Origin of the sequence: Streptomyces scopuliridis RB72 (genome assembly GCF_000718095.1) — a bacterium.
GTDB classification, from domain to species: Bacteria; Actinomycetota; Actinomycetes; order Streptomycetales; family Streptomycetaceae; genus Streptomyces; species Streptomyces scopuliridis.
Window position 1 is genome coordinate 123276 of sequence record NZ_JOEI01000031.1, and the last position, 25696, is coordinate 148971.

The 25696-nt window shown below is 70.6% G+C and carries 26 protein-coding genes and 1 riboswitch; of the genes, 10 read left to right on the forward strand and 16 right to left on the reverse strand.

What is annotated here, in order from left to right; translation table 11 throughout:
- Positions 1-47: 47 nt before the first annotated feature.
- The 7 genes from IF11_RS0130910 to clpS all read right to left on the reverse strand — a co-directional run bounded on the left by IF11_RS0130910 (position 48) and on the right by clpS (position 6249).
- Complete coding sequence (locus tag IF11_RS0130910; RefSeq protein ID WP_030355084.1) at positions 48-824, reverse strand: ABC transporter ATP-binding protein; 777 nt, start codon at positions 822-824, stop codon at positions 48-50.
- Entirely contained in the window at positions 821-1861 is a 1041-nt protein-coding gene (locus IF11_RS0130915) for a FecCD family ABC transporter permease (protein ID WP_030355085.1), read from the reverse strand. The genes IF11_RS0130910 and IF11_RS0130915 overlap by 4 nt, the downstream gene beginning before the upstream one ends.
- 9 nt (positions 1862-1870) lie before the next feature.
- Positions 1871-2869, reverse strand: coding sequence for an ABC transporter substrate-binding protein (locus IF11_RS0130920; RefSeq protein ID WP_030355086.1), 999 nt, complete (start codon positions 2867-2869; stop codon positions 1871-1873).
- Positions 2870-2918: 49 nt separating this feature from the next.
- A riboswitch (cobalamin riboswitch) is annotated at positions 2919-3064 on the reverse strand.
- Positions 3065-3069: 5 nt separating this feature from the next.
- The gene (locus tag IF11_RS0130925) at positions 3070-3483 is read right to left on the reverse strand and encodes a M67 family metallopeptidase (RefSeq protein ID WP_030355087.1); all 414 of its coding nucleotides are present in this window, start codon (positions 3481-3483) and stop codon (positions 3070-3072) included.
- An 84-nt stretch (positions 3484-3567) separates the two neighbouring features.
- Positions 3568-5031, reverse strand: a complete 1464-nt coding sequence (locus tag IF11_RS0130930; protein ID WP_030355088.1) for an amino acid permease — start codon at positions 5029-5031, stop codon at positions 3568-3570.
- A 334-nt stretch (positions 5032-5365) separates the two neighbouring features.
- Complete coding sequence (locus IF11_RS0130935; protein WP_030355089.1) at positions 5366-5944, reverse strand: DUF2017 domain-containing protein; 579 nt, start codon at positions 5942-5944, stop codon at positions 5366-5368.
- Positions 5944-6249: an ATP-dependent Clp protease adapter ClpS gene (clpS, locus tag IF11_RS0130940; RefSeq protein ID WP_030355090.1), complete on the reverse strand. Its 306-nt coding sequence runs from the start codon at positions 6247-6249 to the stop codon at positions 5944-5946. Before clpS ends, IF11_RS0130935 begins: the two co-directional genes overlap by 1 nt.
- 140 nt (positions 6250-6389) lie before the next feature.
- Here clpS and IF11_RS0130945 point away from each other — a divergent pair, with 140 nt between their 5' ends.
- Both IF11_RS0130945 and IF11_RS0130950 read left to right on the forward strand, forming a co-directional pair.
- Positions 6390-7718 carry a nicotinate phosphoribosyltransferase gene (locus tag IF11_RS0130945; protein WP_030355091.1) on the forward strand — a complete coding sequence of 443 codons (1329 nt, stop codon included), beginning with the start codon at positions 6390-6392 and terminating at the stop codon, positions 7716-7718.
- Between the two features lie 211 nt (positions 7719-7929).
- Positions 7930-8532, forward strand: coding sequence for an isochorismatase family protein (locus tag IF11_RS0130950; protein WP_030355092.1), 603 nt, complete (start codon positions 7930-7932; stop codon positions 8530-8532).
- A gap of 51 nt (positions 8533-8583) precedes the next feature.
- On the opposite strand, the gene IF11_RS0130955 is transcribed toward IF11_RS0130950, so the two are convergent.
- Positions 8584-8904, reverse strand: a complete 321-nt coding sequence (locus tag IF11_RS0130955) for a hypothetical protein (protein WP_030355093.1) — start codon at positions 8902-8904, stop codon at positions 8584-8586.
- Positions 8905-9028: 124 nt separating this feature from the next.
- Complete coding sequence (locus tag IF11_RS0130960) at positions 9029-11443, reverse strand: immune inhibitor A domain-containing protein (protein WP_106979298.1); 2415 nt, start codon at positions 11441-11443, stop codon at positions 9029-9031.
- A 416-nt stretch (positions 11444-11859) separates the two neighbouring features.
- Here IF11_RS0130960 and IF11_RS0130965 point away from each other — a divergent pair, with 416 nt between their 5' ends.
- Complete coding sequence (locus IF11_RS0130965; protein ID WP_030355095.1) at positions 11860-12150, forward strand: hypothetical protein; 291 nt, start codon at positions 11860-11862, stop codon at positions 12148-12150.
- Here IF11_RS0130965 and IF11_RS0130970 read toward each other — a convergent pair.
- Positions 12136-12891: an RDD family protein gene (locus tag IF11_RS0130970; RefSeq protein WP_030355096.1), complete on the reverse strand. Its 756-nt coding sequence runs from the start codon at positions 12889-12891 to the stop codon at positions 12136-12138. The two genes, IF11_RS0130965 and IF11_RS0130970, sit on opposite strands and share 15 nt — an antisense overlap.
- 104 nt (positions 12892-12995) lie before the next feature.
- Positions 12996-14516 (reverse strand): RDD family protein, encoded by a 1521-nt coding sequence (locus IF11_RS0130975; protein WP_478212516.1) that lies wholly within the window; start codon positions 14514-14516, stop codon positions 12996-12998.
- A 382-nt stretch (positions 14517-14898) separates the two neighbouring features.
- Here IF11_RS0130975 and IF11_RS0130980 point away from each other — a divergent pair, with 382 nt between their 5' ends.
- Positions 14899-15375, forward strand: coding sequence for an SsgA family sporulation/cell division regulator (locus tag IF11_RS0130980; protein ID WP_030355098.1), 477 nt, complete (start codon positions 14899-14901; stop codon positions 15373-15375).
- A gap of 22 nt (positions 15376-15397) precedes the next feature.
- On the opposite strand, the gene IF11_RS0130985 is transcribed toward IF11_RS0130980, so the two are convergent.
- Entirely contained in the window at positions 15398-16765 is a 1368-nt protein-coding gene (locus IF11_RS0130985) for an FAD-binding oxidoreductase (RefSeq protein ID WP_030355099.1), read from the reverse strand.
- 98 nt (positions 16766-16863) lie between these two features.
- Here IF11_RS0130985 and IF11_RS0130990 point away from each other — a divergent pair, with 98 nt between their 5' ends.
- The gene (locus IF11_RS0130990; RefSeq protein WP_106979299.1) at positions 16864-18393 is read left to right on the forward strand and encodes a tetratricopeptide repeat protein; all 1530 of its coding nucleotides are present in this window, start codon (positions 16864-16866) and stop codon (positions 18391-18393) included.
- A gap of 54 nt (positions 18394-18447) precedes the next feature.
- Here the strand turns inward: IF11_RS0130990 and hppD are convergent, their stop codons facing one another.
- Complete coding sequence (gene hppD, locus IF11_RS0130995) at positions 18448-19602, reverse strand: 4-hydroxyphenylpyruvate dioxygenase (RefSeq protein WP_030355101.1); 1155 nt, start codon at positions 19600-19602, stop codon at positions 18448-18450.
- A gap of 141 nt (positions 19603-19743) precedes the next feature.
- Here hppD and IF11_RS0131000 point away from each other — a divergent pair, with 141 nt between their 5' ends.
- Positions 19744-20277 carry an Lrp/AsnC family transcriptional regulator gene (locus IF11_RS0131000; RefSeq protein WP_051746378.1) on the forward strand — a complete coding sequence of 178 codons (534 nt, stop codon included), beginning with the start codon at positions 19744-19746 and terminating at the stop codon, positions 20275-20277.
- On the opposite strand, the gene IF11_RS0131005 is transcribed toward IF11_RS0131000, so the two are convergent.
- Positions 20264-20626: a winged helix-turn-helix transcriptional regulator gene (locus IF11_RS0131005; protein ID WP_030355103.1), complete on the reverse strand. Its 363-nt coding sequence runs from the start codon at positions 20624-20626 to the stop codon at positions 20264-20266. The two genes, IF11_RS0131000 and IF11_RS0131005, sit on opposite strands and share 14 nt — an antisense overlap.
- A 104-nt stretch (positions 20627-20730) precedes the next feature.
- Between IF11_RS0131005 and IF11_RS0131010 the strand changes: the two genes are divergently transcribed.
- The 4 genes from IF11_RS0131010 (at position 20731) to IF11_RS0131025 (ending at position 23965) form a co-directional block, all read left to right on the forward strand.
- Positions 20731-21666: an NAD(P)-dependent oxidoreductase gene (locus IF11_RS0131010; protein ID WP_030355104.1), complete on the forward strand. Its 936-nt coding sequence runs from the start codon at positions 20731-20733 to the stop codon at positions 21664-21666.
- Positions 21667-21745: 79 nt separating this feature from the next.
- Entirely contained in the window at positions 21746-22375 is a 630-nt protein-coding gene (locus tag IF11_RS0131015; RefSeq protein WP_030355105.1) for an ArsR/SmtB family transcription factor, read from the forward strand.
- A gap of 13 nt (positions 22376-22388) precedes the next feature.
- Complete coding sequence (locus tag IF11_RS37160) at positions 22389-22598, forward strand: hypothetical protein (RefSeq protein WP_037729014.1); 210 nt, start codon at positions 22389-22391, stop codon at positions 22596-22598.
- The gene (locus tag IF11_RS0131025) at positions 22595-23965 is read left to right on the forward strand and encodes an MFS transporter (RefSeq protein ID WP_030355106.1); all 1371 of its coding nucleotides are present in this window, start codon (positions 22595-22597) and stop codon (positions 23963-23965) included. The genes IF11_RS37160 and IF11_RS0131025 overlap by 4 nt, the downstream gene beginning before the upstream one ends.
- Here the strand turns inward: IF11_RS0131025 and IF11_RS0131030 are convergent.
- Together IF11_RS0131030 and IF11_RS0131035 are read right to left on the reverse strand one after the other, a co-directional pair.
- On the reverse strand, positions 23889-24683 hold the full coding sequence (locus tag IF11_RS0131030) for a S16 family serine protease (protein ID WP_030355107.1): 795 nt from the start codon (positions 24681-24683) through the stop codon (positions 23889-23891). The genes IF11_RS0131025 and IF11_RS0131030 overlap by 77 nt on opposite strands.
- 121 nt (positions 24684-24804) lie before the next feature.
- On the reverse strand, positions 24805-25446 hold the full coding sequence (locus tag IF11_RS0131035) for an IclR family transcriptional regulator (RefSeq protein ID WP_030355108.1): 642 nt from the start codon (positions 25444-25446) through the stop codon (positions 24805-24807).
- Positions 25447-25696: the final 250 nt, after the last annotated feature.

A 25696-nucleotide genomic window follows, 5' to 3' on the forward strand; every position in this document is an offset into this window, starting at 1 on the left:
GTCGGCGTTCCGGCATGTGATCTCGTATCGCGGACGGTCCGTATCCGTCAGGCGGACGGCGGGAGATAGACGACGGTGGGCGCGCCGGTGGCGGGGTGCGTGCTGACCTCGGCGGTCACCCCGTAGACGGTGGCGAGCAGCTCGGCCGTGAGGACTTCGTGCGGGGTGCCGGAGGCGACGATCCGGCCTTCCTGGAGGACATGGACGCGGTCGCAGTAGTACGCGGCGAGGTTCAGATCGTGCAGGGCGAGCAGGTTGGTGGTCCCGGACTCCCTGATCAGGGTGAGGATTTCGAGCTGGTAGCGGATGTCGAGGTGGTTGGTCGGCTCGTCGAGTACGAGCAGGGCGGGCCGCTGGACCAGGGCGCGGGCGACCAGCGCGCGCTGGCGTTCGCCGCCGGAGAGGGAGGGGAAGGCGCGGTCCGCGAGGGCGGCGATCCCGACGCGGTCGAGGGCGGCTTCCGCGAGGTCCGCGTCGGCGGCCGTGTCGGCTTCCCAGAAGCGTTTGTGCGGGGAGCGGCCCATCGCGACGACCTCGCGGACGGTCAGCTCGAAGTCCAGCTGTCCGTCCTGCGGGACGGTGGCGACGCGGCGCGCCCTGGCCTTGGGGGTCATGGTGAGGAGGTCGTCGCCGTCGAGCAGGGCCCGTCCATGGCTGGGGCGGAGCGTTCCGTAGACGCAGCGCAGGAGGGTGGTCTTGCCGCTGCCGTTGGGGCCGACGAGTCCGACGGTCTCGCCGGGGGCGGCGGTCAGATCGGCGCTGTCGACGAGCCGGCGGCCGTCGGCGGCGTACGAGAGTCCTTCGAGCCGGAGTGTCGCCGTCATACGGGGGCTCCTTCGGGGCGGCGGCGCATCAGCCACAGGAAGGCGGGGCCCCCGGTGAGCGCGGTGAGGACGCCGACGGGCACGTCCTGGGGCGCGGCGACGGTACGGGCCGCGAGGTCGGCGGCGACGAGGATGACGGCTCCGCCCAGCGCGGCGACCGGCAGCAGGGCGCGGTGGCTCGCGCCGACGGCCATTCTGGCGGCGTGCGGGACGAGCAGTCCGATGAAGCCCACGGCGCCGCTGGCGGCCACCATCACGCCGGTGACCAGGGAGGCGAGGACGAACACGGCGGCGCGGAAGCGCGAGCTGTCCAGGCCGAGTACGGTCGCGCCCTCCTCGCCCGCCAGCAGCAGATCGAGCGGCCGGGCCAGGGCGATGAGCAGCGCGGTGCCGAGGGTGAGGACGACCGCGGGCAGGAGCAGGGTGGACCAGCGGGCGCTGCCGAGGCCGCCGAAGGTCCAGTACATGGCTTCCTGGAAGTGCTCGGGGCGTGCCGAGACGATCAGGATGAGGGTGGTGAGCGCGGAGAGGATGTACGCGACGGCGACCCCGGCGAGGACGAGCCGGCCGCCGGTCATCGCACCGCGCCGGCGGGCCAGCCCGTACACCAGCGCCAGTGCGAGCAGCGAGCCGGCGAAGGCCGCGGCGGGCATGGCGACGGTGGTGGTGATCCCGCCGCCGATGCCGAGGACCATGACCAGCGCGGCGCCGGCGGACGCCCCGGAGGAGATGCCGAGGAGGAAGGGGTCGGCGAGCCGGTTGCGTACGAGCGCCTGGAGGACGGTGCCGACGACGGCGAGCCCGGCGCCGACGATCACCCCGAGCAGCACGCGGGGCAGCCGTACGTCGAGCACGATGGTGCGGAAGGGGCCGGGGTCGGCGCCGCCGGTGAGGATGGTGATCACCTGGCCGGGCGGGATGCGTACGGAGCCGAGGGCGAGGCCCGCGACGACGGCGGTGGCGAGCGCGGCGGCGAGGCAGCCGAGCACCAGGGTGTAGCGCAGCCGCCCGTGGCCGGGCGGGGTGGTCCGGGTCATGGCCGGGGCTTACTTGACGGACTCGGGGTGGAGCTGCGCGGCGAGCCGTTCGATGGCGTCGGGCGCGCGGACGCCGAGGACCACGTCCGAGAGCGGCATGACGGCGAACCGCTTGTTCCTGACGGCCGGTACGTCCTTGATGACGGGGTCCTCCAGCAGTCGCTTCTTCTTCTGGGCGACGGTGGTGGAGCCGTAGTCGTAGATGACGATGACGTCGGGCTTGCGGGCGACGACCTGTTCCCAGGTGGCGTCGCCGAAGGACTTGCCGAGGCCGGCGAAGACATTGCGGCCGCCGGCGCGGGTGATCAGTTCGTTGCCGATGCCCTTGCCGCCGGCGGTGAAGGCGGTCTTGTCGCCGCTGTCGTAGACGAAGACGGAGACCGGCTCGACGCGCTTGAGCAGGGCGGCGGTGTCCGTGACGGTGGTGCGGGCGGCGGCGATCCACTTCTCGGCGCGGTCGGGGACGCCGAAGGTGCGGCCGGTCTCCCGGACCTCCTGGTAGACGTCGTCGAGGGACGTCGTGTCCTGGGGGCAGTTCTCCAGGTTGAGCCGGGTGTGGATACCGGCGGACCCGAGGTCGTCGCGGCTGCGGCCGTCCTTGGCGGCGAAGGCGCTGGCGTAACCGCCGTAGACGAAGTCGGGGTTGGCGGCGAGCAGCCGCTCCTTCGAGGGGTACTCCTCGGCGAGCACCGGGACGCTCTTGTACGCCTTCTCGTAGGCGGGGAGTATCCGGTCGTCCAGGTAGGCGGTGCCGACGAGGGACTTCTCCAGGCCGAGCGCCAGCATCACTTCGGTGACGTGCTGGTTCATGGTGACGGCCCGCTTCGGCGGCGCCTGATAGGTGGTTTTCACCGCGCAGTTGGTGACGGTGTACGGGAAGCCGGGCGCGGTGGTCGCGGCCCGCGCGCCGTCCTTCGCGTCCGTGGAGGGGGAGCCGCCGCAGGCGGTGAGCGGGAGCAGTACGGCGGTGATGACGGCGGGCGTGAGCGCACGGCGGCGCCGGGACAGCACAGACACGGCAGGGCCTCCTCCGGGGGATTTCCGCGTCCCCTGGCTGGTGGGAGAAGGGCGGCAGGTCAGTTCCTGGCTGCCAAGCTGGGCTTGGTCACAGTGGCGGGACCGCGCCGGATTCACACCGGCTTCCTGATCCCTGCCGCCTCGGTTCGGCGCTCAGTTTGTCAGATCTTCCGAGCGCCGCGATGGGTGCCTCAGACGATCTCCACGTCCTCTTCCGTGACCGTGCCCTCGACGATGCGGTACGAGCGGAACTGGAAGGGGCCCGCGTCGTCGTGGTCGGCGGTGGAGACGAGGACGTAGTGGGCGCCCGGCTCGTTGGCGTAGGTGATGTCCGTACGGGACGGATACGCCTCGGTGGCGGTGTGCGAGTGGTAGATGATCACCGGCTCTTCGTCGCGGTCGTCCATCTCCCGGTAGAGCTTGAGCAGATCCGCCGAGTCGAACTCGTAGAAGGTGGGCGAGCGTGCGGCGTTGAGCATGGGGATGAACCGCTCGGCCCGGCCGGTCCCGGCGGGACCCGCGACCACGCCGCACGCCTCGTCGGGATGGTCGGCGCGCGCGTGCTCGACGATCTTGTCGTGCAGGGCCTGGGTGATGGTGAGCATGGAGAAAATATAAAGGGACGGGTACGGCCCCCGGATCCGGGAGGGAGTTTCCCGGTTCCAGGGGCCGTCAGGGGCTCGGCGGGGCTACTCCGCGGAGGCGTACTCAGGGGCGGCGCGTTCCGCGGACCGCGGGGTGCGGCGCTTGAGGAGCTGCCAGCCGATGACGAGGCCCACCGCCCAGACCGCCCCCACATAGAGGGAGACCCGCGCGTCCTTGTCGTACGCGATCAGGCAGGTGACCAGGGCCAGGAAACCGACCGCGACCCAGCTGAACGCCGAACCGCCCGGGGCGGGGAACGACGAGGCGGGCAGGAGGCCCGCCCGTACCCCGCGGCGGTAGCGGATATGGCTGATCAGGATCATCATCCAGGTCCAGATACCGGCGGCGGTGGCCACGGACGTCACATACCCGAAGGCCTTCTCCGGGACGATGTAGTTGAGGACCACACCGATGCCCATGAGGGCGACGGAGACGGTGATGCCGAACGCCGGGGTCTTGCGTGAGTTGAGCTTGCCGAAGAGCTTCGGCGCCTCGCTGTTGGCGGCGAGGTCGCGCAGCATCCGGCCGGTGGAGTACATGCCCGAGTTGCAGGACGAGAGCGCGGCGGTCAGCACGACGAAGTTGACGATGCCGGCCGCGAGCGGGATGCCCATCGTCTCGAAGGCGTGGACGAAGGGGCTGGTGCCCGCCGAGAACTCGGTCCACTTGACGACCGCGAGGATGACGGTCAGCGCGCCCACGTAGAAGACGATGATGCGCCAGGGCAGGGTGTTGATCGCCTTGGGGAGGGTCTTCTCCGGGTTCTCGGACTCGCCCGCGGTGACGCCCACCAGCTCGACGGCGAGGTAGGCGAACATGACGCCCTGGAGGGTCATCAGGCTGGAGCCGATGCCGTTGGGGAAGATCCCGTCGTGTGCCCAGAGGTTGGAGGCGGCGGCGGTGTCACCGGCGTCGGAGAAGCCGAGGGTGAGCACACCGAGACCGATGACGATCATTCCGATGATCGCGGTGACCTTGATCATCGAGAACCAGAACTCGACCTCGCCGAAGATCTTCACCGAGATCAGGTTGACGCCGAAGAGCACCACCAGGAAGACCAGGGCGCTGACCCACTGCGGGATCTGGGGGAACCAGAAGTGGATATAGATGGCCGCGGCGGTCAGTTCCGCCATCCCGGTGACGACCCACATCAGCCAGTACGTCCAGCCGGTGGCGAAGCCGAAGAACGGGCCGAGGAACTCTCTGGCGTACTCCGCGAAGGAGCCGGAGACCGGCCGGTAGAGGAGCAGCTCGCCGAGCGCCCGCATGATGAAGAAGATCACGACGCCGGCGAGGGCGTACATGAGGATGATGCTGGGTCCGGCCTTGGCGATATTCGCTCCGGCGCCCATGAAGAGCCCGACGCCGATGGCGCCGCCGATGGCGATCATCTGGACCTGACGGCTGCCGAGCCCGCGCTCGTAGCCCTCCTCCGGGGCGCTGCCGCCGGCCGGTCCTCCGGCGGTCCCGTCGCCGCCGTACTCCTTGTCGACCTGCGCAGAGGTCATGGTCATGCGCCCTTTCTCCATGCAGATCCGCGCCGTGCTCGGCCGCGGACCAGTTCCCGATCCCCCCGGATTGGATGGAGTGCCGCCGGCGGTCGGCCGGCCGAAGCACCCCCGGGGACAGGGGTGGCGTCCCCGGGGGGTCGTGCAGATCTATCACGCCGAACTGGGCGATCAGCGGAGCGCGCTGTGGCGCAGCCCACAGGGAGAAGCGGACAAATCGCACCGCGAACCGCAAAGGTCGCCGGAGCGGTGACGGGATCGTTATGCCGAATTGAGCGTCACCTGAGCGTACGGAAGGGGGCCTGCCGACAACCGGCACATGACATGCGGGGAGTCAGGACATGAGGGTCTCGACGAGTGATTCCTGGAGCGCGCCGAGCCAGAGGTACGCCATCACCATCGGCTTGCGCGGGTCGGAGTCGGGCAGCCGGTAGAGCTCTCCGCCCTCGTCCTCGTCGGTGACCTCCAGGCGCGTGCCGATCGTCAGCCGCAGATCGTTGAGCGCGCCGAGCCAGTGCTGACAGTCGTCGGAGGTCAGCTTGAGTACGGCGGCACCCCCGCCCTCCACGGCGAGCGCGTCCAGCGTACGGACGAGCGCCATGCCGTCCTCGCGCTTGCGGCTGCGCAGGTCGTTCTCCGTGAACCGTCTGAACTCCGAGGAGAATTCGCGCAGTTCGTCGTCGTCATCGCCGTACGCGTCCGGGAAGAGCCTGGCCAGCGCCGGATCGGCGGGCGGCTCGCTGGGGCCCTCGCTGAAGAGCGAGGCGAGCGGGTCCTCGCCCTGGGCGGGCTCGTCGCCCGGCCCTATCAGCTCCAGCAGCTGTACGGCGAGCGAGCGCAGGATCGAGATCTCGACCTCGTCGAGCGCGACGGCCGCGCCGCCGCCGGGGATCGCCTCGAACTGCCCGGCCATCAGGCGCGGTCCTGCGAGAGCGTGGCCCACAGCCCGAAGCCGTGCATCGCCTGTACGTCGCGCTCCATCTCCTCGCGGCTGCCGCTGGAGACGATCGCGCGGCCCTTGTGGTGGACGTCGAGCATGAGCTTGTGCGCCTTGTCCTTCGGATAGCCGAAATAGGTCTGGAAGACGTACGCCACATAACTCATCAGGTTGACCGGATCGTTGTGCACGATCGTCACCCACGGCACATCGGGTTCGGGGACGGCGAAAGTCTCCTCGGCCGATTCGGGGCGTTCGATCTCAGTCGGGGCAACACTCACGGTTCGGGACGACCTTCTTCTCTGCGGGGGCGTGCCGGAATTCACAGCCTCACATGACCCATGCTGCCACCCGTCGCGGCGTGTCGCACAAACGGCCACGAGAAATCGTCAAGGTGACGAGTATTGGGTAGCATCGTTGTATGAACACTCCGGACCTTGGGCTGCCGGTGGACGTGCCGTCGACCGCGCTCTTCACCGACCAGTACGAGCTGACGATGCTCCGGGCAGCGCTCCGGGCCGGGACGGCCGGCCGGCGCTCGGTCTTCGAGGTCTTCACCCGGCGGCTGCCCGAGGGGCGCCGGTACGGGGTCGTGGCCGGCACCGGACGCGTCCTGGACGCCGTGGAGAACTTCCGGTTCGACGCGGATGTGCTGGGCTTCCTCCGGGAGCAGGGCATCGTGGACGAGGCGACGCTCCGGTGGCTGGCCTCGTACCGCTTCAGCGGGGACATCTGGGGCTATCCGGAGGGCGAGGTGTACTTCCCGGGCTCGCCGATCCTGCGGGTCGAGGGCTCCTTCGCCGAGTGCGTGCTGCTGGAGACCGTGATCCTGTCAATCCTCAATCATGACTCGGCGATCGCCGCGGCGGCCTCCCGCATGGCGGCGGCGGCGAGCGGGCGCGGGCTGATCGAGATGGGCGCGCGCCGTACGCACGAGCTGGCCGCGGTCGCCGCCTCGCGCGCGGCGTACGTCGGGGGCTTCGACACCACCTCGGACCTGGCGGCCGGGTTCCGCTATGGCATTCCGACGGTGGGCACCAGCGCGCACGCGTTCACCCTGCTGCACGACAGCGAACGTGACGCCTTCCGGGCGCAGATCGACTCGCTCGGCCGGGGGACGACGCTGCTCGTCGACACGTTCGACGTGGCCGAGGCCGTACGGACCGCCGTGGAGATCGCGGGGCCCGAGCTGGGCGCCGTCCGGATCGACTCCGGGGACCTGCTGCTGGTCGCGCACCGGGTACGGCAGCAGCTGGACGAGCTGGGCGCGGTGAACACCAAGATCGTGGTGACCTCCGACCTGGACGAGTACGCGATCGCCTCACTGGCGGCGGCGCCGGTGGACGCGTACGGCGTCGGCACCCAGCTGGTCACCGGCAGCGGGCATCCGACCTGCTCCATGGTCTACAAGGTCGTCGCCCGCGCGACCTCCGCCGACCCGAAGGCCACGCTGCACCCCGTGGCGAAGAAGTCGCTGGGCGGCAAGACCTCCATCGGGGGCCGCAAATGGGCCGCGCGGCGGCGGGACGCCGAGGGGTACGCCGAGGCCGAGGTGGTCGGCACGGGCCCCGTACCGCCGGAGCTGCTGGACCGGCAGCTGCTGGTGGAGCTGGTCAAGGGCGGCGAGATCGTCGCCCGCGAGCCGCTGGACGCCGTGCGCGACCGGCATATCGCGGCGCGCGCGGGGCTGCCGATGTCGGCCATCCAGCTGTCGCGGGGCGAGCCGGTGATCCCGACCGAGTACATGTGAGACCGGGCAGGTGGCGGATGAGGCCGGGCGAGTGGCGGACCGGGTACGTGTGAGGCGGAGGGGGCGGTGGTAGCGGTGGAGTACGGGACTCCGCGAACACGCCCGGACCCCTCCCGAGACGGGGGCGGAGTCTCTAGGCTCGAAAACGTCCCCGAACAGTCCCCGTCACCCGCCCCCGGTACCACCCGCTCCCCATCGAAGGATGACCGCCATGCACCGCGCATTGATCGTCGTAGACGTGCAGAACGACTTCTGTGAGGGGGGCAGCGTCCCGGTCGCGGGGGGCTCCGAGGTGGCCGCCGCCGTCACCGATCTGATCGGCCGCGCGACCCCCGGATACCGCTATGTGGTCGCCACCCGTGATCACCACATCGACCCCGGTGACCACTTCGCGACGCCCCCGGCCGCCCCCGACTTCGTCCACACCTGGCCGGTGCACTGCGTGGCGGGCACGGAGGGTGTGGGGTTCCACCCGAACTTCGCCCCGGCCGTCGCCTCCGGCGCGATCGACGCGGTCTTCGACAAGGGCGCGTACTCGGCGGCGTACAGCGGGTTCGAGGGCGCCGACGAGAACGGCGTCCGGCTGGTGGACTGGCTGCGGGCGCGGGCCGTCGCCGAGGTCGATGTGGTCGGTATCGCCATGGACCACTGCGTACGCGCCACGGCCCTGGACGCGGTCCGTGAGGGCTTCGTCACGCGCGTACTGCTCGATCTGACCGCGGGCGTGGCCCCGGAGACCACGGAGCGGGCCATGGAGGAGCTGCGGGCCGCGGGGGCGGAGCTGACCGGCAAGCCGGTCGTCCACGCCGCCTGAGGCCGTTCCGCGAGCCTCCCTGGAGCCCCGCTCAAGCCCTCCCCGTACCCGTCAGTACCCAGCCCTCGCCGCGGGTCTCAGCAGCGCCCGTATCGGCTGCCAGAGCTGCTCCAGACATTCCGGTGTGGTCCGCCACAGCAGGCCGTCCGGGTGATGGAGCACCGCGGTGATCTCGTCCGGCGTCGGGGGCTCCGCGTTGCCCCGCAGATAGACCGCCCGGAGCCCCAGGTTCCGCAGCCTGGTCAGGGCGCGGGCCCGGTTCGCGGCGTGCACCAGAACGCGCACCGTATCGCCCTCGGCCGCCGGGCTGGGCAGGGTCAGTGCCACCACCACCGTGCCGTTCGGGAGCTTGCTGAAGCCTCCGCCTGCCATGTCCTTCATCTCCCCCGTGAGACATCGTGTCAATAAGAGATCGTAGGACGCACCTAAACACGAACGGCCGCCGCCCGCTAGAGGGCGACGGCCGATCATGCACTTGACCTGCGGTTACTTGGGGTTACTTCCCTGAGGGGCCCACCTTGACCGTCATCGTCTGCCCGTCCAGGGGCTGGCTGACGATGCTGATCCTGGTGTTCGTGTCAGTTACCCGGACGCTTCCGCCCTTGTTCTCCTCGCTCCAGTAGGTGCCCTTGCGGTCGTCGAAGACCGGGACACCGGGCTGGGGCGCGATCCGCGTCAGCTTGTCCGCCTTGTGCAGCGACAGACCGGACGTCGGCCACCAGCTGAACGCCGCGTCGTACGCCTGGATCCTGTTGCGCATCAGCGTGCCGTCCGCCCACTTCAGCGGCTTGGCGTGGGCGTCCACCGGCAGGATCAGGCCCTGGCCCGGGTGCTGGCTGGTGTTGTTGTTCTTCTGCGAGGTGTCCCACTGCCAGATCATCAGACCGGGCTGGTACGCGAAGTGCTCGACCTTGCCGTCGTTCGGCGCGGTGAAGCCGAAGTTGTACGGGCCGACCTGGAGGGTCTTGTCGTACGAGACGTACTGCCGGTTCTCGGCGATGTAGTACTGGTCGTAGTCCTGGGTGAAGGACTCGCCGATACGCGAGAAGCCCTTGGCGGTCCAGCCCGCGTCGTCGCCCTCGGCGTTGTCCGTGAAGACCGGCGCGCCGTCGGCGAGCAGGCTGATCTCGTCCGCGGTGAAGCCCTTGCCGCCCGCGCCGCCGTCCGTCTGGTAGCGGAAGCGGAGGTCGATCTTCTTGCCCGCGTAGGCGTCCAGCGAGTAGACGAGCTTCTTGTACGCGCCCGAGACATCGGTCAGCGCCGGCTTGTCGGCGGCGTCACGGGGGATCGACTTGCCGTCGGCCGTGCCGTCGACCGGCGTGTAGTTGGCGCCGCCGTCGGTCGACACCTCGGTGTACAGGTAGTCGTAGTCGGCCTCGATGTCCCACCAGCCCTGGAGCTCCAGCGACGCCGAGGACTTGCCGGTCAGATCGACCGAACGGGTGAGGGTGTTCTTGAGGTCGTCGCCCATGTCGCTCCACCACTGCTTGGAGCCCTCGGTGGGCTTAACCACACTGGTGGTCGTGGACTTCTTGGGCAGGTCGACGATGAGCGCCTGCGGGTTCTTGGTGTTGTACGCCGAGACACCCAGCTTGTGGGTGGAGCTCGTCGCGGCCTTGGCCTTGGCGTAGTTGAGCCAGCCGAGCTGGAGCTTGTCCCAGGCGGTCATGTCGCCCGGCAGGTCGCCTATCGCGTCCTTGCCGGTGCCCAGCCAGGAACCCGACGACATCAGGGTCCAGAAGGCGGTGGAGTTCTCGCCGCCCGCGGTGTCGTACAGGTCGGGCAGGCCCAGGTCGTGGCCGTACTCATGGGCGAAGACACCGAGGCCGCCATTCTCCGGCTGCATGGTGTAGTCGCCGACCCAGATGCCGGTGTCGCCGATCTGGGTGCCGCCGGCCTTGTTGTTGGCCGGGCCCGTGCTGCCCGCGTTCGTGCCGTACGCGTACCAGCGGTGCGCCCACAGGGCGTTCGAGCCCTCGGCGCCGCCGCCGGCCGACTCGTCCTCGCCCGCGTGCACGATCTGGAAGTGGTCGATGTAGCCGTCGGGCTCGTTGAAGTCGCCGTCGTTGTCGAAGTCGTAACGGTCCCACTGGTCGTACTCGGCGAGGGCCGCCTTGATCTCGGCGTCCGACTTGCCCTGCGCCTTCTGGTCCGCGGTCCAGGCGGTGACGCCGTCGCGCACCGCGTCCCAGACGTTGGCGCAGTTGCTGCTGCCGCAGTAGTTCGAGCCGTAACGGGCCTCGTTGTAGTCGACCTTGACCCAGTCGGAGACCGTGCCGTCGACCGAGTAGCGGCCGGAGGAGGTCTTCTCGTAGTAGGTCTTGAGCGACTCCTTCTGCTTGCCGCTCGCGTCCTTGCCCTCGCCGAAGTAGAGGTCCTGGAAGTGCGCCTGGTTGTAATCGGCCTGCCAGGCGGTGGAGTTGTCGACCTTGCGGTCGGGCTCGGCTATCTCGTTGTGCTGGGGGCCGGGCTCGCCGCCGTACTTCTTGACGGGCGGCAGCGGTCCGTCGGGGCCGTCCGGGTCGTACATGGTGGTGTCGTCGACCTTGTCGCCGAACTCCACGAGGATGGTGAAGATCTTGTCGGTCTTCTCCCGGCCCAGCTCGACGTACTTCTTGTTGTCGAGCTTGACCACCTGGGAGCCGTCGCGCTTCTGCACGGTGGCGTCCCCGGCGATGACCTGCTGGAGCGCCGCCTCGCGCTGCTGCGCCTGCTGCTTGCTGAACGGGCCGTCCAAGTCGTGTTCGACATGGCCCTTCTGGGGCGCCGGGTCACGGCGCTCGATGTCCGTGGAGCCGGACGCGGGGTTGTCCTGGGCCTGTGCCGTGGTGAAAGCTGAGGCCGTCGCTGCGGTCGCGGCCAGCGCCACGATCACCGCGGACAGTGTTCTCGCCCGTCGATTCCTGATCACTTGATGCTTGTCCTCCCCGGCGCACGCGGTCCGCGGACCGGGAGTGAGGGATCCGCGCGCGTATGCGCGTCATAAGTGACGACATTGGACCGGAGTTAAGGAAGAAAAGACAGACCTTGACTTGAACTGGTCAACTGCACTATGCGGCCTTCCGGTTCCGCTATCCGGACATGACTCCAGAGCCGTAGGAATTCGGACAACTGGCGCACCGATCCGGCCGATCGACAGGGGGCGTGACTCGATGCGCCCCCCGTGCACCGGCACCGTGGGTGAGGTCACGCTTACTACTCGCTCCGCTCGGGCATCCACCGTCGTAGAGTCGCTTGGCAGTGCGACCCGCCCTGCGACGTACGTGCGAGATACGCGAGACACCCCCAACACCCCCGAATATGACGCCCCGAGGGACGGATTCCGCCATGCCGCGTCCGACTGCCGCCCAGCTCGCCTACGGCACCGCCACCGTCGTCTGTTCCACCCTCGTCATGCTTCTGCTCTCCGGCACCACCGCCGGTCCGGGCATCGCGGTGATCGGACTCGCCGCCCTCGGTCTCGGGCTGCTCGTGGCCCTGACCGTCCCGGCGAACAGTCGTACCTCAGCGGCGCGTACGGCACCCGCGCCGAGGCCCGCCACGCCTCCGGCGACGAGCGCTCAGCTGCCCGGACCACGCGCCGAGGCCCGGATAGGCCAGCCGTCACTGCGTCGCTGACACCACGACCGTTCTGGCGGCCTTGTCGTGCAGGCCCTGCCGGTAGGGCCTGCTGACCACGATCGACACGATGATGATGGCCCACCAGATAAAGAGGCAGCACAGCAGCGCCGGCAGCCAGAGCACCACCGCGCGCAGCAGCGCGGAGCCGGTATCGGGGACCGCGCCGTCGTTCAGCATCGCGACACGCAGCTTCAGCCAGCGTTTGCCGAGGGTCTGGCCGAACTTGCGGTTCATCAGGGTGTCGTAGCCGACGTACAGCACCATCGAGATGACCGACCAGATCCACTGCGTGCCGGTATTCACCTGATTGGTGACCTCGTCCCACGCGCCGGTGTTGTTCGCGGTGTTCCAGCCTCCGACGAACAGCGACACGATCCCCAGCGGGATGAAGATGATCAGGGCGTCGATGACCCGGGCCAGGAACCGCGTGCCGAACGGCGCGAGCGGCGGCATCCCGGCGAGCGGATCCGTGCCGCCGTACGGTCCCTCGCCATGGACGTTCGAGCCGTACGGGGAGCCCGGGGGCGGCTGCCCACCGGCGCCGCCGTAGGGGGCACCGTACGGGGACTCGTACGGAGATCCCGGCGGCGGGCCCTGTGACGGCGGAGGCCCCTCGGGCGGGGGGCCTCCGGGCGGTGGCTCCCCGGGGGGAGGTTCCCCGGGCGGGGGACCCTGCGGCTTCTTGAGGAAAGGGTCTTCCTCGGGGGGCTCGCCGGGCGGCGGCTGATCATGGCTCATGTGGGCAGTGCACCGCGCCGGGCAGGGGCCCGCAACGGCTTGCCCGCCGTTCGGAGGAACGCCCCGGCCGCGGCGGGCCGGCGGATCAGGTCACCGGCCGCCGGTCAGCCCGACACGAACGTACGGGCCGCCTTGTCGTGCCAGCACTGCCGCCAGGGCCGGTCGATCAGACACCAGAGCACGTTGAGGACGCCCACGACGAGCACCCCCAGCACGCCGTAGACCAGCCAGCGGCGCAGCGCGGCGCCGAACGCCGGGGCCTCGTGCGACTCGATGTCCCGTACGTCCAGACCGCACAGCTTCTTGCCCAGCGTGCGGCCCCACTTGGCGGTCGGCAGCGCCTCGTAGAGCGCCCCGACGATCAGCAGCGCGGCGAGCACGGCGCCCAGGCAGGCGCCGGTCGTGCCGTCGAGCAGCCAGACGGTGACGGTCTCACCGGTCCGCTCGGCCGCCGCGATCTTGTCGTCGATATGCGCGAGGGCCTTGGACACGAGCGGGAAGGCGATGGCGCCGACGATCGCGCCCAGCACCACGGTGTCGATCAGCCGGGCCGCGAAGCGCTTGCCGAGGGCCGCGGGCCTGGCGTTCGCCTGGGCCTGCGCGGCTTGCAGGAACGGGTCGCTGACCGGGGGCTTCCACGGCACGACGGGCTGGTCCGGCTGATCGGGCCGCGCGAGCGGGTGCGCCTGCTGGGCCCAGGACGCGGCGCCGCCGCCGGCGCCGGGGCTGACGGGCGCGTGCTGACCGGCCGCCGACGGGGACTGCTGCGGTACGGGAAGCTGCGGTCGCTCCGCCGCCCGGCCCGTACCGTCGGCGCCCTGGGTCAGCGCGCCGAGGGTCATGGTGCCCTCGGGCTGCGCCGTACCGCCTGCCGGGCCGTCCTCGTCCTTCGCGCGGCGGGCGGCGCGCAGGGCGCGGATGGCCATGGTGCTGTCGACCACCGGCTGTCCGCCCTCGCGGGGCGCCGGTGTCCTGAGCGGATCGGCCGAGCCTTCCGCGGGGCCGGTCCCGGATCCCGCGCCCTCTCCGGATTCGGGCCCGGAGCCGGAGCCGGGCCTGACACCGCGTCGCATGGCGCGGATGGTGACCGTACCGTCGGTGAGCGGCGGACCGTCGCCCGCGCCGGACCCTGGATCGGACCCGGACCCGGAATCGGAACCGGGACCCAGCGCGCGTACGCCGGGCAGGGCCCCGCCGGTCGGATCGCCGGGCGTGGGCGTGGGCAGCTCACGGGAGGGCTCGGGCGCCGGGCCCGGAACGCGCGGATCCGGCCGGGCCGCTCCCCACGACACCCGGGCATCGCGCTCACCGCCGAAGCCGGTCTGCCGCGAGGCGTCGGCCTGCCACGCGGACGCCGGTTCCTGACGGGCCTCCTGGCGGGGCTCCTCGGGAGGGTCCTCGTCGAAGAAGACCGGCCCGGTCTCCTCGACGGCGCCGGGCGGCGCGGAGGCGGCCGGGGCGGTACCGGGCGTCGCCTCACCGTCCTGCGGCGCCGGCCGGCTCGTGCCGGGCACCCAGGCCGCGCCGTTCCAATACCGGACATATCCAGGGATGGACGGGTCCGGGTAAAACCCTTCCCGGGGTACGTTCCCGCCGTCACCAGGAGGAGTAGCCACTGACCCCAACTCCGTTCACTCACACCATTGTCCAAGGAGGACAGTAACGAAGAACACGAGGCCCTGAGGAAGGAGACCGGCAGAAACGGCCGCGTTCCCGCGGCGGACCGTGGACGCCGATGCGAAGCGTGAGGCTGCGGGGTGGGATTCATTCGCCAGGGCGTACGGAACACCGTACGCACGTGCCCACCCGGGTGGCGAGTCTCCCCCCGTCCCCCGTCCCGCCACCGTCCGGGCCTCGTTCGGGCCCCGTCCGGGCCCCGTCCGGGACGAGTGTGTCGGAAGTCCCGGAAATTCATCGCCGAAAGTCGCGTCATAGTCGGCGGGGCAGCGCCTCTCGACTGGTACGGCCCCCGCATCGGGCCGCTCGCCAGGAAAGGAAGTGCCGCTCATGCACACCGTGGTGGAACGCGAACTGGAACTGAATCTGGTGCTGTCGCCCGAGCGCAGCATCCCTGTCCCGGCCCGGCTGGTCTACCGCACGGACGATCCGTACGCCGTGCACATCACCTTCCACATCGGCTCGGACAACCCCGTGAACTGGACCTTCGCCCGCGAACTGCTGGTGGAAGGGGTGTTCAGGCCCTGCGGGCACGGTGATGTACGGATCTGGCCGACGAAGGTCGGCGGGCGCACCGTCCTGTGTGTCGCCCTCTCCTCGCCGGACGGCGACGCGCTGCTGGAGGCGCCCTGCGCGGCGGTGTCCGCGTGGCTGGAACGGACGCTGCGGATCGTGCCACCGGGTACGGAGTCCGAGCAGTTGGGCCTCGACGACGGGCTGGCCAGGCTGCTGGCCCCGACGCCGGCCGACGATCTGTGGCTGCGGGACCCGTGGCCCTCGGACGAGTCCGTGGACGGCGATGCCTAGAAAAGACGCCTAGAAGAGACGCCTAGAAAAGCTTCCCGGGGTTGAGCAGGCCCAGCGGGTCGAAGGTCCGCTTGATCCCCCGCTGCAACTCCAGGCCCACCGGTCCCAGCTCGCGCGACAGCCACTCCTTCTTGAGGGTGCCGACGCCGTGTTCGCCGGTGATCGTGCCGCCGAGTTCGAGACCGAGCGCCATGATCTCGTCGAAGGATTCCCGGGCCCGCCGTGACTCGTCCGGGTCGGCCTGGTCGAAGCAGACGACGGGGTGGGTGTTGCCGTCGCCCGCGTGCGCGCAGACGCCGATGGTCAGGTCGTACTTCCCGGCGATGGCCGCGGTGCCGTCGAGCATCTCGGCGAGGCGCGAGCGGGGCACGCACACGTCGTCGATCATGGTGGCCGACTTGATGGTCTCCAGCGCGGTGAGCGACAGCCGGCGGGCCTGGAGCAGCAGTTCCGACTCGGCGGCGTCCTCGGCGGGGACCACTTCGGTGGCGCCCGCCGCCGTGCACAGCTCGCCGACGGCGGCCAGGTCGGCCGCGGGGTCGGGGGTGTCGAAGGCCGCGAGCAGGAGCGCCTCGGTGGTGTCGGGGAGTCCCATGTTGGCCATCGCGTTGACGGCGCGGATGGTCGTACGGTCCATGAGTTCGAGGAGGGACGGCGTGTGGCCGCGCTCCATGATCCGGCAGACGGCGTCGCAGGCGGCGGCAGCGGAGGCGAACTCGGCGGCCAGGACGAGCTGCTGGGGCGGCTGCGGCCGGAGCGCGAGTACGGCCTTGACGACGATGCCGAGACTGCCCTCCGAGCCGACGAAGAGCCGGGTCAGGTCGTAGCCGGCGACGCCCTTGGCGGTGCGGCGGCCGGTGGTGAGGAGCCGGCCGTCGGCGAGGACGACGTCCAGGCCGAGCACATACTCCGCGGTGACGCCGTACTTGACGCAGCACAGCCCGCCGGACGCGGTGCCGATGTTCCCGCCGATGGTGCACATCTCCCAGCTGGACGGGTCCGGCGGGTAGTAGAGGCCCTGCTCGCCGACGGCGCGGGAGAGGGCCGCGTTGATGACACCCGGCTCGACGACGGCGATCCGGTCGACGGGGTTGATCTCCAGGATCCGGTCCATCTTCGTCAGGGAGAGGACGATGCACCCGTCCGAGGCGTTCGCGGCGCCGGACAGCCCCGTACGGGCGCCCTGCGGGACGACGGGGACGCGCAGCGCGGTCGCCGTGCGCATCACATGCTGGACATGCTCGACCGTACGCGGCAGCACGACCACGGAGGGCGTGCCCGCCTCGCAGAAGCTCGCCATGTCGTTGGCGTAGGAGACCGTGACGTCGGGGTCGGTGATCAGGGCTTCGGCGGGGAGCCCGGCCCGCAGCTGTGCGAGGAGATCGTCCATGATCCCAGACTCGCATCCGGGGCCATCGGTGTGAACCCGTCTGCGATCCACCATGGCAAGCACGGGTGTGCTCTTCGTATTGACGCACAGTAATCGCCATGAACGCCATGAAAACGGAGCAGGTCAGACAGGTCAGAAGGGCGGCGCTGGCCGCCGGGGTGGGGGCGGTGCTGGTGGGGGGCGTGCTGCTGTTCGTCCCCGACGAGGAGCGTGCGCCCCAGGGCCCCGAAGCGCGGGCGATGGCCGCGGTTGGCGCGGGGGCGCCCGCCTCGCTGTCGGATCTGACCGCGCTGATCCGCGAGCGGGAGAACTGGCTGCGCACGCACCCGGAGGACGGACAGGCGTGGGCGGTGCTCGGCTCGGCGTATGTGGAGCGCGGGGTCGCGGCGGCGGATCCGGCGTACTACCCGAAGGCCGACCGGGCGCTCCAGCGGTCGCTGGCGGTGTCGCCCTCCGGCCCCGGCGAGGGGCGGCCGGAGGGCGACGGGTCCGGCAAGCACGGCGGGGGCGCGGTGGACTCCAAGCCCGGCAAGGGCATCAGGACGGGCAATCCGGAGGCGCTGGTGGGGCTCGCCTCGCTGGCCAACGCCCGGCATGACTTCGTCGCCGCCAAGCGGTGGGGCGAGTCGGTACGGGCGCAGCGGCCCGCGGCGTGGACGTCGTATCCGGTGCTGATCGACGCGTACACCGGTCTGGGCGATTACAAGGCGGCGGGCAAGGCGCTGGAGAAGCTGCGCGAGCTGCACAAGGGGGCGCCGGTGCTGATCCGCGCCGCCGAGGTGTACCGCGACCGCGGCCGGCGCGAGGACGCGGTGGCCAAGGCCACCGACGCGGCGGCGCACGCCGGATCACCCGCGGAGCGCGCGAAGGCGCTGGACACGCTGGGCGAGCTGGCCTGGGAGCGTGGCGAGCCGGCCGAGGCGCTGGGCCACTACGAGGCGGCGCTGACGGCGGCGCGCGGCCGGCCCCAGTCGCTGGCGGGGCGGGCGAGGGCGCTGGCCTCGCTGGGCAGGTCGGACGAGGCGACACGCGAATACCAGTCGGCGCTGGCGAAGCTGCCCCGGCCCGAATACGCCCTGGAGCTGGGCGAGTTGTACGACTCGCTGGGGCTGGACGGGGATGCGCAGACGCAGTACGAGACGCTCCGGGAACGGGCCGAGCGCGCCCGGGGGCACGGGGTGAACGAGGAGCTGGTCCTCGGCCGCTTCGAGGCCGACCACGGCGATCCGCAGGCGGCGGTCGCGCGGCTGCGCGCGGAGTGGGAGCGGTCGCACCGGAGCATGGAGGTCGCGGACGCGCTGGGCTGGGCGCTGTACCGCGCGGGCCAGGGGCGCGAGGCGCTGGCGTACGCGACGAAGGCGACCGAGCCGGGGCGGCGGAGCGCGCTGTTCTCGTACCACCGCGGGGAGATCGAGCGGTCGCTGGCGATGTACGGTGCGGCCCGCCGCCATATCGAGGAGGCCCTGCGGACCGATCCGCACTTCTCGCCGCTGCTGGCGCCGAGGGCCCGGGAGGCGCTGGACGCGCTCGGCGAGCCGGAGGAGGGCGGGCCGAAGGACTTCTACGGCTCGGGGCCCGAGAAGCCCACGCTGGAGCGGCGGGAGCCGGCGCCTCCGCCGCAGGTCTGAGAATCCGGGGGCGCGTGCCGGAGCCGATGGCCCCGGCACGCGTCGCGTGCTCCGTCAGAGGTTGCCGCGCTTCTCCTGCTCGCGCTCGATCGCCTCGAAGAGCGCCTTGAAGTTGCCCTTGCCGAAGCCCATCGAGCCATGCCGCTCGATCATCTCGAAGAAGACGGTCGGCCGGTCCTGGACGGGCTTGGTGAAGATCTGCAGCAGATACCCGTCCTCGTCGCGGTCCACCAGGATCTTCAGCTCGCGCAGCGTCTCCACGGGCACCCGCGTCTCGCCCGCCCACTCCCCCAGCGTGTCGTAGTACGAGTCGGGGGTGTCGAGGAACTGCACGCCCGCCGCCCGCATCGCCCGTACGGACGCGACGATGTCGTTCGTGGCGAGCGCGATGTGCTGGACGCCGGCCCCGCCGTAGAACTCCAGATACTCGTCGATCTGCGACTTCTTCTTGGCGATCGCGGGCTCGTTGATCGGGAACTTCACCTTGAGCGTGCCGTCCGCGACGACCTTCGACATGAGCGCGGAGTACTCGGTCGCGATGTCGTCGCCCACGAACTCCTTCATGTTCGTGAAGCCCATGACCTTGTTGTAGAAGCCGACCCACTCGTTCATCTTCCCGAGCTCGACATTGCCCACGCAGTGGTCGATGGCCTGGAAGGTGCGCTTGGCGGCGGGCTCGACGATCGGTGCCGCGGCGACGAAGCCCGGCAGATACGGGCCGTCGTAGCCGGAGCGCTCGACGAGGGTGTGGCGGGTCTTGCCGTACGTGGCGATCGCGGCGAGCACGACCGTGCCGTGCTCGTCCTTGATCTCGTACGGCTCCTGGATGCCGCGGGCGCCGTGCTCGGTGGCGTACGCGTACGCGGCCCGCGCGTCCGGCACCTCGATCGCGAGGTCGACCACGCCGTCGCCGTGCTCGGCGACATGGTCCGCGAGGAAGCGGCCCCACTCGGTGGACGGCTTGATGACGGACGTCAGGACGAAGCGGGCGGCGCCATTGGTGAGGACGTAACTCGCGGTCTCGCGGCTGCCGTTCTCCGGTCCGGAGTAGGCGACGAGCTTCATGCCGAAGGCCGTGGAGTAGTAGTGCGCGGCCTGCTTGGCGTTGCCGACGGCGAAGACGACCGCGTCCATTCCCTTGACCGGGAAGGGGTCGGCCTCGCGCGCGGTGTGGGGAGCGGTATCGATGTGCATCGAGGTGTCAGCCATGGCCTCAGCCTCCCGCCGTTCCACAAGGTGCGCAATAGTTCGCTGATTCACTGGTCAATATGTAGAGCGGATGACCAGAATGGCGAGGCTATCTGCACAGTATGACTACGTTTGATTCGGCAACGCCTTGGGGAGCGGACCATGAGCATCGACGGACTCGACGGCCGGCTGATCGTGCTGCTCGCGCGGGAGCCCAGGATCGGGGTGCTGGAGGCATCGCGCCGGCTCGGGGTGGCGCGCGGCACGGTACAGGCGCGGCTCGACCGGCTCCAGTCGAACGGGGTGATCAGGGGGTTCGGCCCGGCCGTGGATCCGGCGGCCCTCGGCTACCCCGTCACCGCCTTCGCCACGCTGGAGATCAAACAGGGGCAGGGCTCCGACGTACGGGCCCATCTGGCGACCGTCCCCGAGGTGCTCGAACTACACACCACCACGGGCCAGGGCGACATGCTCTGCCGGCTCGTGGCCCGCTCCAACGCCGATCTCCAGCGGGTGATCGACCGGGTCGTCGGTTTCGAGGGCATCGTGCGGGCCGCCACGGCGATCGTCATGGAGAACCCCGTACCGCTGCGGATCATCCCGCTGGTGGAGCAGGCCGCCGAGGACTCCGCCGGAGACGCCGCCAGGGACTCCGCCGGGAACCCCGCCGGGGAGGGATTCGTCAGGAAGGGGTAGCCCCTTGCGGGGTCTTCCCCAGGACGTGTTCCCGTCCCCACAGGCCGAGCGGCTGGAGCGCGGCCCCGAGGGCGACACCGCGCCCGGTCAGCGCGTACTCGACGCGCGGCGGGATCTCGTCGTACACCTCGCGGGAGACGATGCCGTGCGTCTCCAGCTCACGCAGCTGGCTGGTGAGGACCTTCTCCGTGACGCCGGGGAGCATCCGGCGGAGTTCGCCGAAGCGGCGCGGGCTCTCGTCCAGCGCCCAGAGGATCAGCACCTTCCACTTGCCGCCGATCACATCCATGGCCGCGTCGATCCCGCAGTGATACGCGTCGGGCGCGCCCGGCCTGCCCACGGTCGCCATCGTCCTCGGCCCTCCCTCTCCGACCTGGTCACATACCTCGGGGGAACCACCCACTTCGGAGTGCGTACTTGTTGGCCCCCGCGTTGTCGACCAGCGTATTCGTCATGACCGACAACATTTCTGACGCTCTTTCCTCTTCCCCTTCCGGCTCTTCCCCTTCCGCCTCTCGATCCGTCTCCCTTCTCGGGCTCGGGGCCATGGGTACGGCCTTCGCCCGTGCCTGGCTCGCCGCCGGATACTCCGTGACCGTATGGAACCGTACGGCGGACCGGGCCGACGCCCTGGTGGCCGAGGGCGCCACGGCCGCCGCGAGCGCCGCCGAGGCGGTGGCCGCGAACGCGCTGGTCGTCACCTGTCTGCTGGACGACGCCTCGGTCGGCGCGGCGCTGGAGGGTGCCGACCTGACCGGCAAGGACCTGGTGGACGTCACCACCGGGACCCCGGCCCAGGCACGGGCGCGCGGCGAGTGGGCCGCGGCGCGCGGGGCCCGTTTCCTCAGCGGCGGGATCATGGCCGTACCGCCGATGGTCGGGGTTCCCGAGGCGGGCGGCTATGTCTTCTACAGCGGCTCGCCCGAGCTGTTCGAGACGCACAGGGCGGCTCTGGCGGTCCCGGTCGGCACGCGGTACGTCGGCGCGAACGCCGGCCATGCCGCCCTCCAGGACGTGGCGCTGCTGAGCGGGATGTACGGCATGCTCGCGGGCATCACGCACGCCTTCGCGCTGGTGCGCGGGGAGGCGGAGATCTCGCTGAAGGAGTTCACACCGCTGCTGACCGGCTGGCTGATGTCGATGTCCCCGACGGTCGAGCAGGTTGCCGCGCAGCTGGACAGCGGTGACTACACGTCGGACGTGGTGTCCAACCTCGCCATGCAGGTCGCGGGGGTGAAGACCTTTGTGGGGACGGCGCGGGAACAGGGGGTGAGCCCCGAGCTGCTGACCCCGTACTTCGATCTGATGAAGCGGCGGCTGGAGGGTGGCCAGGGGGCGGAGGGCGTCACGGGGCTCGTCGAGTTGCTGACGCGGGACGGCAACGGCTGACACTGATCAGCCGGGCATGCAAAGACTTCGTTGCAAAGAACATGTTGCAACGAAGTCTTTGCATGACTACGTTAGGGGCATGCCCGAGCCCATAGAGCCCGTGAAGCCGACAGAAACGCCGCCGGGGCCCACGAACCCCAAGCAGCGCACCCTCGACGCGCACTCGCTCCGCGGTCTGGCCCACCCCCTGCGGATACGGCTTCTGGGCACCCTCCGCCACGACGGTCCCGCCACCGCCTCCCAGCTCGCCGAGCGGCTGGGCGAGTCCAGCGGCGCCACCAGCTACCACCTGCGACAGCTCGCCGCGCACGGCTTCGTCGAGGACGACCCGACGCGCGGAAAGGGCCGCGAGCGCTGGTGGAGGGCCGCAAACGAGGGCACGAGGTTCGGCCCCGACCTGCACACCGACACCAATCCGGCGGTACGCGGCGCGGTCGACCTCTTCCTGCACGAGATCGCGACCATCCACACCCAGGAGCTCGCCACCTGGCTGGGGACCGCGAGCGACTGGCCCAGTGAGTGGTCAGGCTCTGCGGACCTCAGCGACTTCACCCTGCGCCTGACCCCCGAGCAGCTTCACGAGATGAACGAGAAGCTGCACGAGGTCGTCGAGAGTTACCGCTCGGCCGGTCCCGTCGACGAGGAAGCCCCGCAGGTCCGCGTCCATCTGCATTCCTTCCCCCGCACCGGTTCCACCGGCCGAAGCTGAAGGAGACCCCTCCGTGCATCCCGGCACACACTCCGACACACATCTCCGGCTGCACGCCCTGCGCGCCGCCGAACTGCGCCACGAGGCCTCCGCGTTCCGCCTCCGTCCGCCGCGCGCGAACCTTCGTACCCGACTCGGCTGGTCCCTGGTCGAGTTGGGGCTGCGCCTCGTCAACCGGCCGGTGGCGTCCGGGCATCGGCTCGTACGACCGTACGCGGCATGACCCGGAAGGCCGGCCCCGAACCCGGCGGGCACAGACCCGCTGACGACCGGTGGCCCTTCGTCGCCACCCTCGCCGCCAACACCATTTCCATCGCCGGGAGTTCACTCACCCTGATCGGGGTGCCCTGGTTCGTTCTCCAGACCACCGGCAGCCCGGCCAGAGCCGGGGTCGTCGCCTTCTGCGCGACGGTGCCGGTCGTCGTCTCCGCCATCGCCGGCGGTCCGGTCATCGACCGGCTCGGGCGGCGGCGGGTCTCCGTCGCCTCCGACCTGATCTGCGGACTCGCCGTGGCCGCGGTCCCGCTCCTGCACTTCGCGGGCGTGCTGGAGTTCTGGATGCTGTGCGCGCTGATGGCGCTCAGCGGCCTCGTCCACACCCCGGGGATCACCGCCCGCTACGTCCTCCTGCCCGACCTCGCCGAACGGGCCGGGACGACCCTGCCGCGCGCCGCGAGTCTGTACGACGCGGCCTCGCGCGTCGCGCGCATGATCGGCGCCGCGCTCGCCGGACTGCTGATCGCGGTCATGGGCGCGGAGGCGGTCCTGCTGCTGGACGCCGTGACCTTCATGGCGTCGGCGGCGCTGATAGCCGCCGGACTGCGGGGGATTCGCGCGGCGGAGCCACAGCGTCGGGCCCCGGTCTCGCTCGCGACGTACCGCACCGAACTCCGCGAGGGCTACGCCTTCCTGATCCGTACGCGGCTGCTGCTCGACATCACCGTGATGGTGATGATCACCAACGGTCTGGACCAGAGCTGGGGTTCGGTCCTGCTGCCGGTCCATGCCCGGCAGGAGCTGGGCGGGTCCGCCGATCTCGGGCTGCTCACCGCGCTGTTCGGCGGGGCGGCGCTGCTCGGGGCCCTGCTGTACGGGGCGTACGGCGAACGCTTCCCGCGCCGCGTCGTGTTCGCGGGCGCCTTCCTGCTCTGCGGGGCGCCGAAGTACGTCGTGGCGGCGCTCACGGACGGGACCGTACCGCTGGCCGTGACGATGGCCGCGGGCGGACTGGCGGCCGGCGTGCTCAACCCGATCCTCACCACCGTCATGTACGAGCGGGTGCCGGACGAGCTGCGCAGCCGGGTGTCGAGTGTGACCACGGCGGGAGTCGAACTGACCATGCCGCTCGGCGGTCTGGTCGCGGGCCTTCTGGTCGAGCGCGCGGGGCTGAGCAACACACTGCTGGCCGTCGGCGGCGTCTATCTCCTGGCGACGCTGAGCCCGCTGGTCTTCCCGGCCTGGCGCTCCATGGAACGGATCCCGGAGAAGGCGGAAGCCGCCCCGGCCGGGGACATCAACAGCTCGGCACCTGATCCGTCTCCCCCCGCTCCAGCGCCCGGAGCGCCGACACCGCGCCCTTCAGCGTACTGACCGGGATCAGCCGCATTCCCTTCGGCAGCTCGCTCCCGGCATCCCCGCACTCCGCCTTCGGGACGAGGAAGACCGTAGCCCCGTCGCGCCCCGCGGCCTGGGTCTTCAGGGACACCCCGCCGACCGCGCCGACCTTGCCGTCGCCGCTGATCGTGCCCGTACCCGCGATCTTGCGGCCGCCGGTCAGATCGCCGCCCGAGCCGTCGCCGTCGAGTTTGTCGACGATGCCGAGGGCGAAGAGCAGCCCGGCGCTGGGGCCGCCGACGTCGGCGAGATGGAGGCTGACGTCGACGGTCTTCGGGTCCTTGCCGAGCAGGCCGAGGGCGGCCTGGGTCGCGGAGTTCTGGGACTCCACCATGTCGTGGGTATTGTGCCGCTCGATCTCCTTGTCGGACTTTCCGGACGGGTAGACCGCGTCACGCGGCAGCACGGCGCGGTCCGTACGCAACCAGCCCTCGACCACATCGCCGAAGTCGACATCGGCGGAGGGGCCGGTCGCCACGATGGTCGTCATCCGCAGCTGCCCCTCGGTCTTCCTGGTGGGCGCCCCGCTGATCGTGATGATCTGCCGGCCCTGGTCCGCGCCGAGGACATCCGCGGTCATGCCCGGCTGCGCCACGGAGTACGGCAGCGGCGCGGCCCCGACCACGGCGAACAGCGCGACGATCGGGACGGCGCAGAGGGCGAGGGCGCCGGGGCGCGAGAGACGAGAGAACACGGGTGTCAATCTATCGGGCGCGATCGGGCGCGCGGGACGGCGTGCCCGTGGGGTAGGTACGGCGGGGCGGACCGGTCGGTCGGACCGGTGGGTCCGGCCGGTCCGCCCGCCCGGCCGGAGTTCAGCGCAGTGCGTCCGCCACTTCCCGGGCCGCGTCCACGACCCGTGGCCCCACCCGTTCGGGTACGGCGTCCGCGAGCATCACCACACCCACGCTGCCCTCTATCCCGGTGACCCCTATCAGCGCGGCGGCGGCCCCGCTGGCACCGGCCTCCAGCTCACCGTGGGTGAGGGTGCAGCGCGGCTCGGTGAGGGCGGCCTGACGGGCGGCGAGAATCGCCTTGCCCGCGGCGCCCCGGTCGAGCGGATGGCGGAAGCCGGCCCGGTAGGCGACGTGGTAGTCGGTCCAGGTCGGTTCGACGACCGCGACGGCCAGCGCCTCCGCCCCGTCCACGAGCGTCAGATGCGCGGTGGCGCCGATGTCCTCGGCGAGCGAGCGCAGGGCGGGCAGGGCGGCCTCCCGTACCAGCGGATGCACCTGGCGGCCCAGGCGCAGCACGCCGAGGCCCACCCTGGCCCGGCCGCCCAGATCGCGACGGACCAGGGCGTGCTGTTCGAGGGTGGCGAGCAGTCGGTAGACCACCGTCCTGTTGACACCGAGCTTGTTGGACAGCTCGGTGACCGTCAGACCGTGATCGGTGTCGGCGAGCAGCTTGAGGACGCGCAGTCCCCGGTCGAGCGTCTGGGAGGTCTCCGCGGTCACGACGCCTTCTCCTTCGGAGTGAGGCCGCCGGCGGGCCTCGGCACCACCGGCTGCGCTACGCGGCGGAGTTGCCACGGAGCGTTTACATTGCGGGGACACTAACCATGGACACCGCTCAGCGGAAGACCTCGTCCAGAATCCGGGCACAGAAGGAGAGTTGATCCCTATTCGCGGACAAAATCCGACAGAACGGGGACTTGGATCGATCATTCACGCCATACCGGACGGCTTCGGAGGCGATAGTGGCCGC

Excerpts from the sequence above, each read along its gene's own strand:
- IF11_RS0130985 (WP_030355099.1), bottom strand. The coding sequence starts at position 16,765 with ATGGACGATCTCCTCGCACAGCTGCGGGCCGGGCTCCCCGCCGAAGCC.
- IF11_RS0131010 (WP_030355104.1), top strand. The coding sequence starts at position 20,731 with ATGACCGACAACATTTCTGACGCTCTTTCCTCTTCCCCTTCCGGCTCT.
- IF11_RS0130970 (WP_030355096.1), bottom strand. The coding sequence starts at position 12,891 with ATGAGCCATGATCAGCCGCCGCCCGGCGAGCCCCCCGAGGAAGACCCT.
- IF11_RS0131000 (WP_051746378.1), top strand. The coding sequence starts at position 19,744 with ATGAGCATCGACGGACTCGACGGCCGGCTGATCGTGCTGCTCGCGCGG.
- IF11_RS0130950 (WP_030355092.1), top strand. The coding sequence starts at position 7,930 with ATGCACCGCGCATTGATCGTCGTAGACGTGCAGAACGACTTCTGTGAG.
- IF11_RS0130945 (WP_030355091.1), top strand. The coding sequence starts at position 6,390 with ATGAACACTCCGGACCTTGGGCTGCCGGTGGACGTGCCGTCGACCGCG.
- IF11_RS0130925 (WP_030355087.1), bottom strand. The coding sequence starts at position 3,483 with ATGCTCACCATCACCCAGGCCCTGCACGACAAGATCGTCGAGCACGCG.
- IF11_RS0130980 (WP_030355098.1), top strand. The coding sequence starts at position 14,899 with ATGCACACCGTGGTGGAACGCGAACTGGAACTGAATCTGGTGCTGTCG.
- IF11_RS0131015 (WP_030355105.1), top strand. The coding sequence starts at position 21,746 with ATGCCCGAGCCCATAGAGCCCGTGAAGCCGACAGAAACGCCGCCGGGG.
- IF11_RS0131025 (WP_030355106.1), top strand. The coding sequence starts at position 22,595 with ATGACCCGGAAGGCCGGCCCCGAACCCGGCGGGCACAGACCCGCTGAC.
- IF11_RS0130915 (WP_030355085.1), bottom strand. The coding sequence starts at position 1,861 with ATGACCCGGACCACCCCGCCCGGCCACGGGCGGCTGCGCTACACCCTG.
- IF11_RS0130910 (WP_030355084.1), bottom strand. The coding sequence starts at position 824 with ATGACGGCGACACTCCGGCTCGAAGGACTCTCGTACGCCGCCGACGGC.
- IF11_RS0130935 (WP_030355089.1), bottom strand. The coding sequence starts at position 5,944 with ATGGCCGGGCAGTTCGAGGCGATCCCCGGCGGCGGCGCGGCCGTCGCG.
- IF11_RS0130955 (WP_030355093.1), bottom strand. The coding sequence starts at position 8,904 with ATGGCAGGCGGAGGCTTCAGCAAGCTCCCGAACGGCACGGTGGTGGTG.
- hppD (WP_030355101.1), bottom strand. The coding sequence starts at position 19,602 with ATGGCTGACACCTCGATGCACATCGATACCGCTCCCCACACCGCGCGC.
- IF11_RS0131005 (WP_030355103.1), bottom strand. The coding sequence starts at position 20,626 with ATGGCGACCGTGGGCAGGCCGGGCGCGCCCGACGCGTATCACTGCGGG.
- IF11_RS0130965 (WP_030355095.1), top strand. The coding sequence starts at position 11,860 with ATGCCGCGTCCGACTGCCGCCCAGCTCGCCTACGGCACCGCCACCGTC.
- IF11_RS0130930 (WP_030355088.1), bottom strand. The coding sequence starts at position 5,031 with ATGACCTCTGCGCAGGTCGACAAGGAGTACGGCGGCGACGGGACCGCC.
- IF11_RS0130990 (WP_106979299.1), top strand. The coding sequence starts at position 16,864 with ATGAACGCCATGAAAACGGAGCAGGTCAGACAGGTCAGAAGGGCGGCG.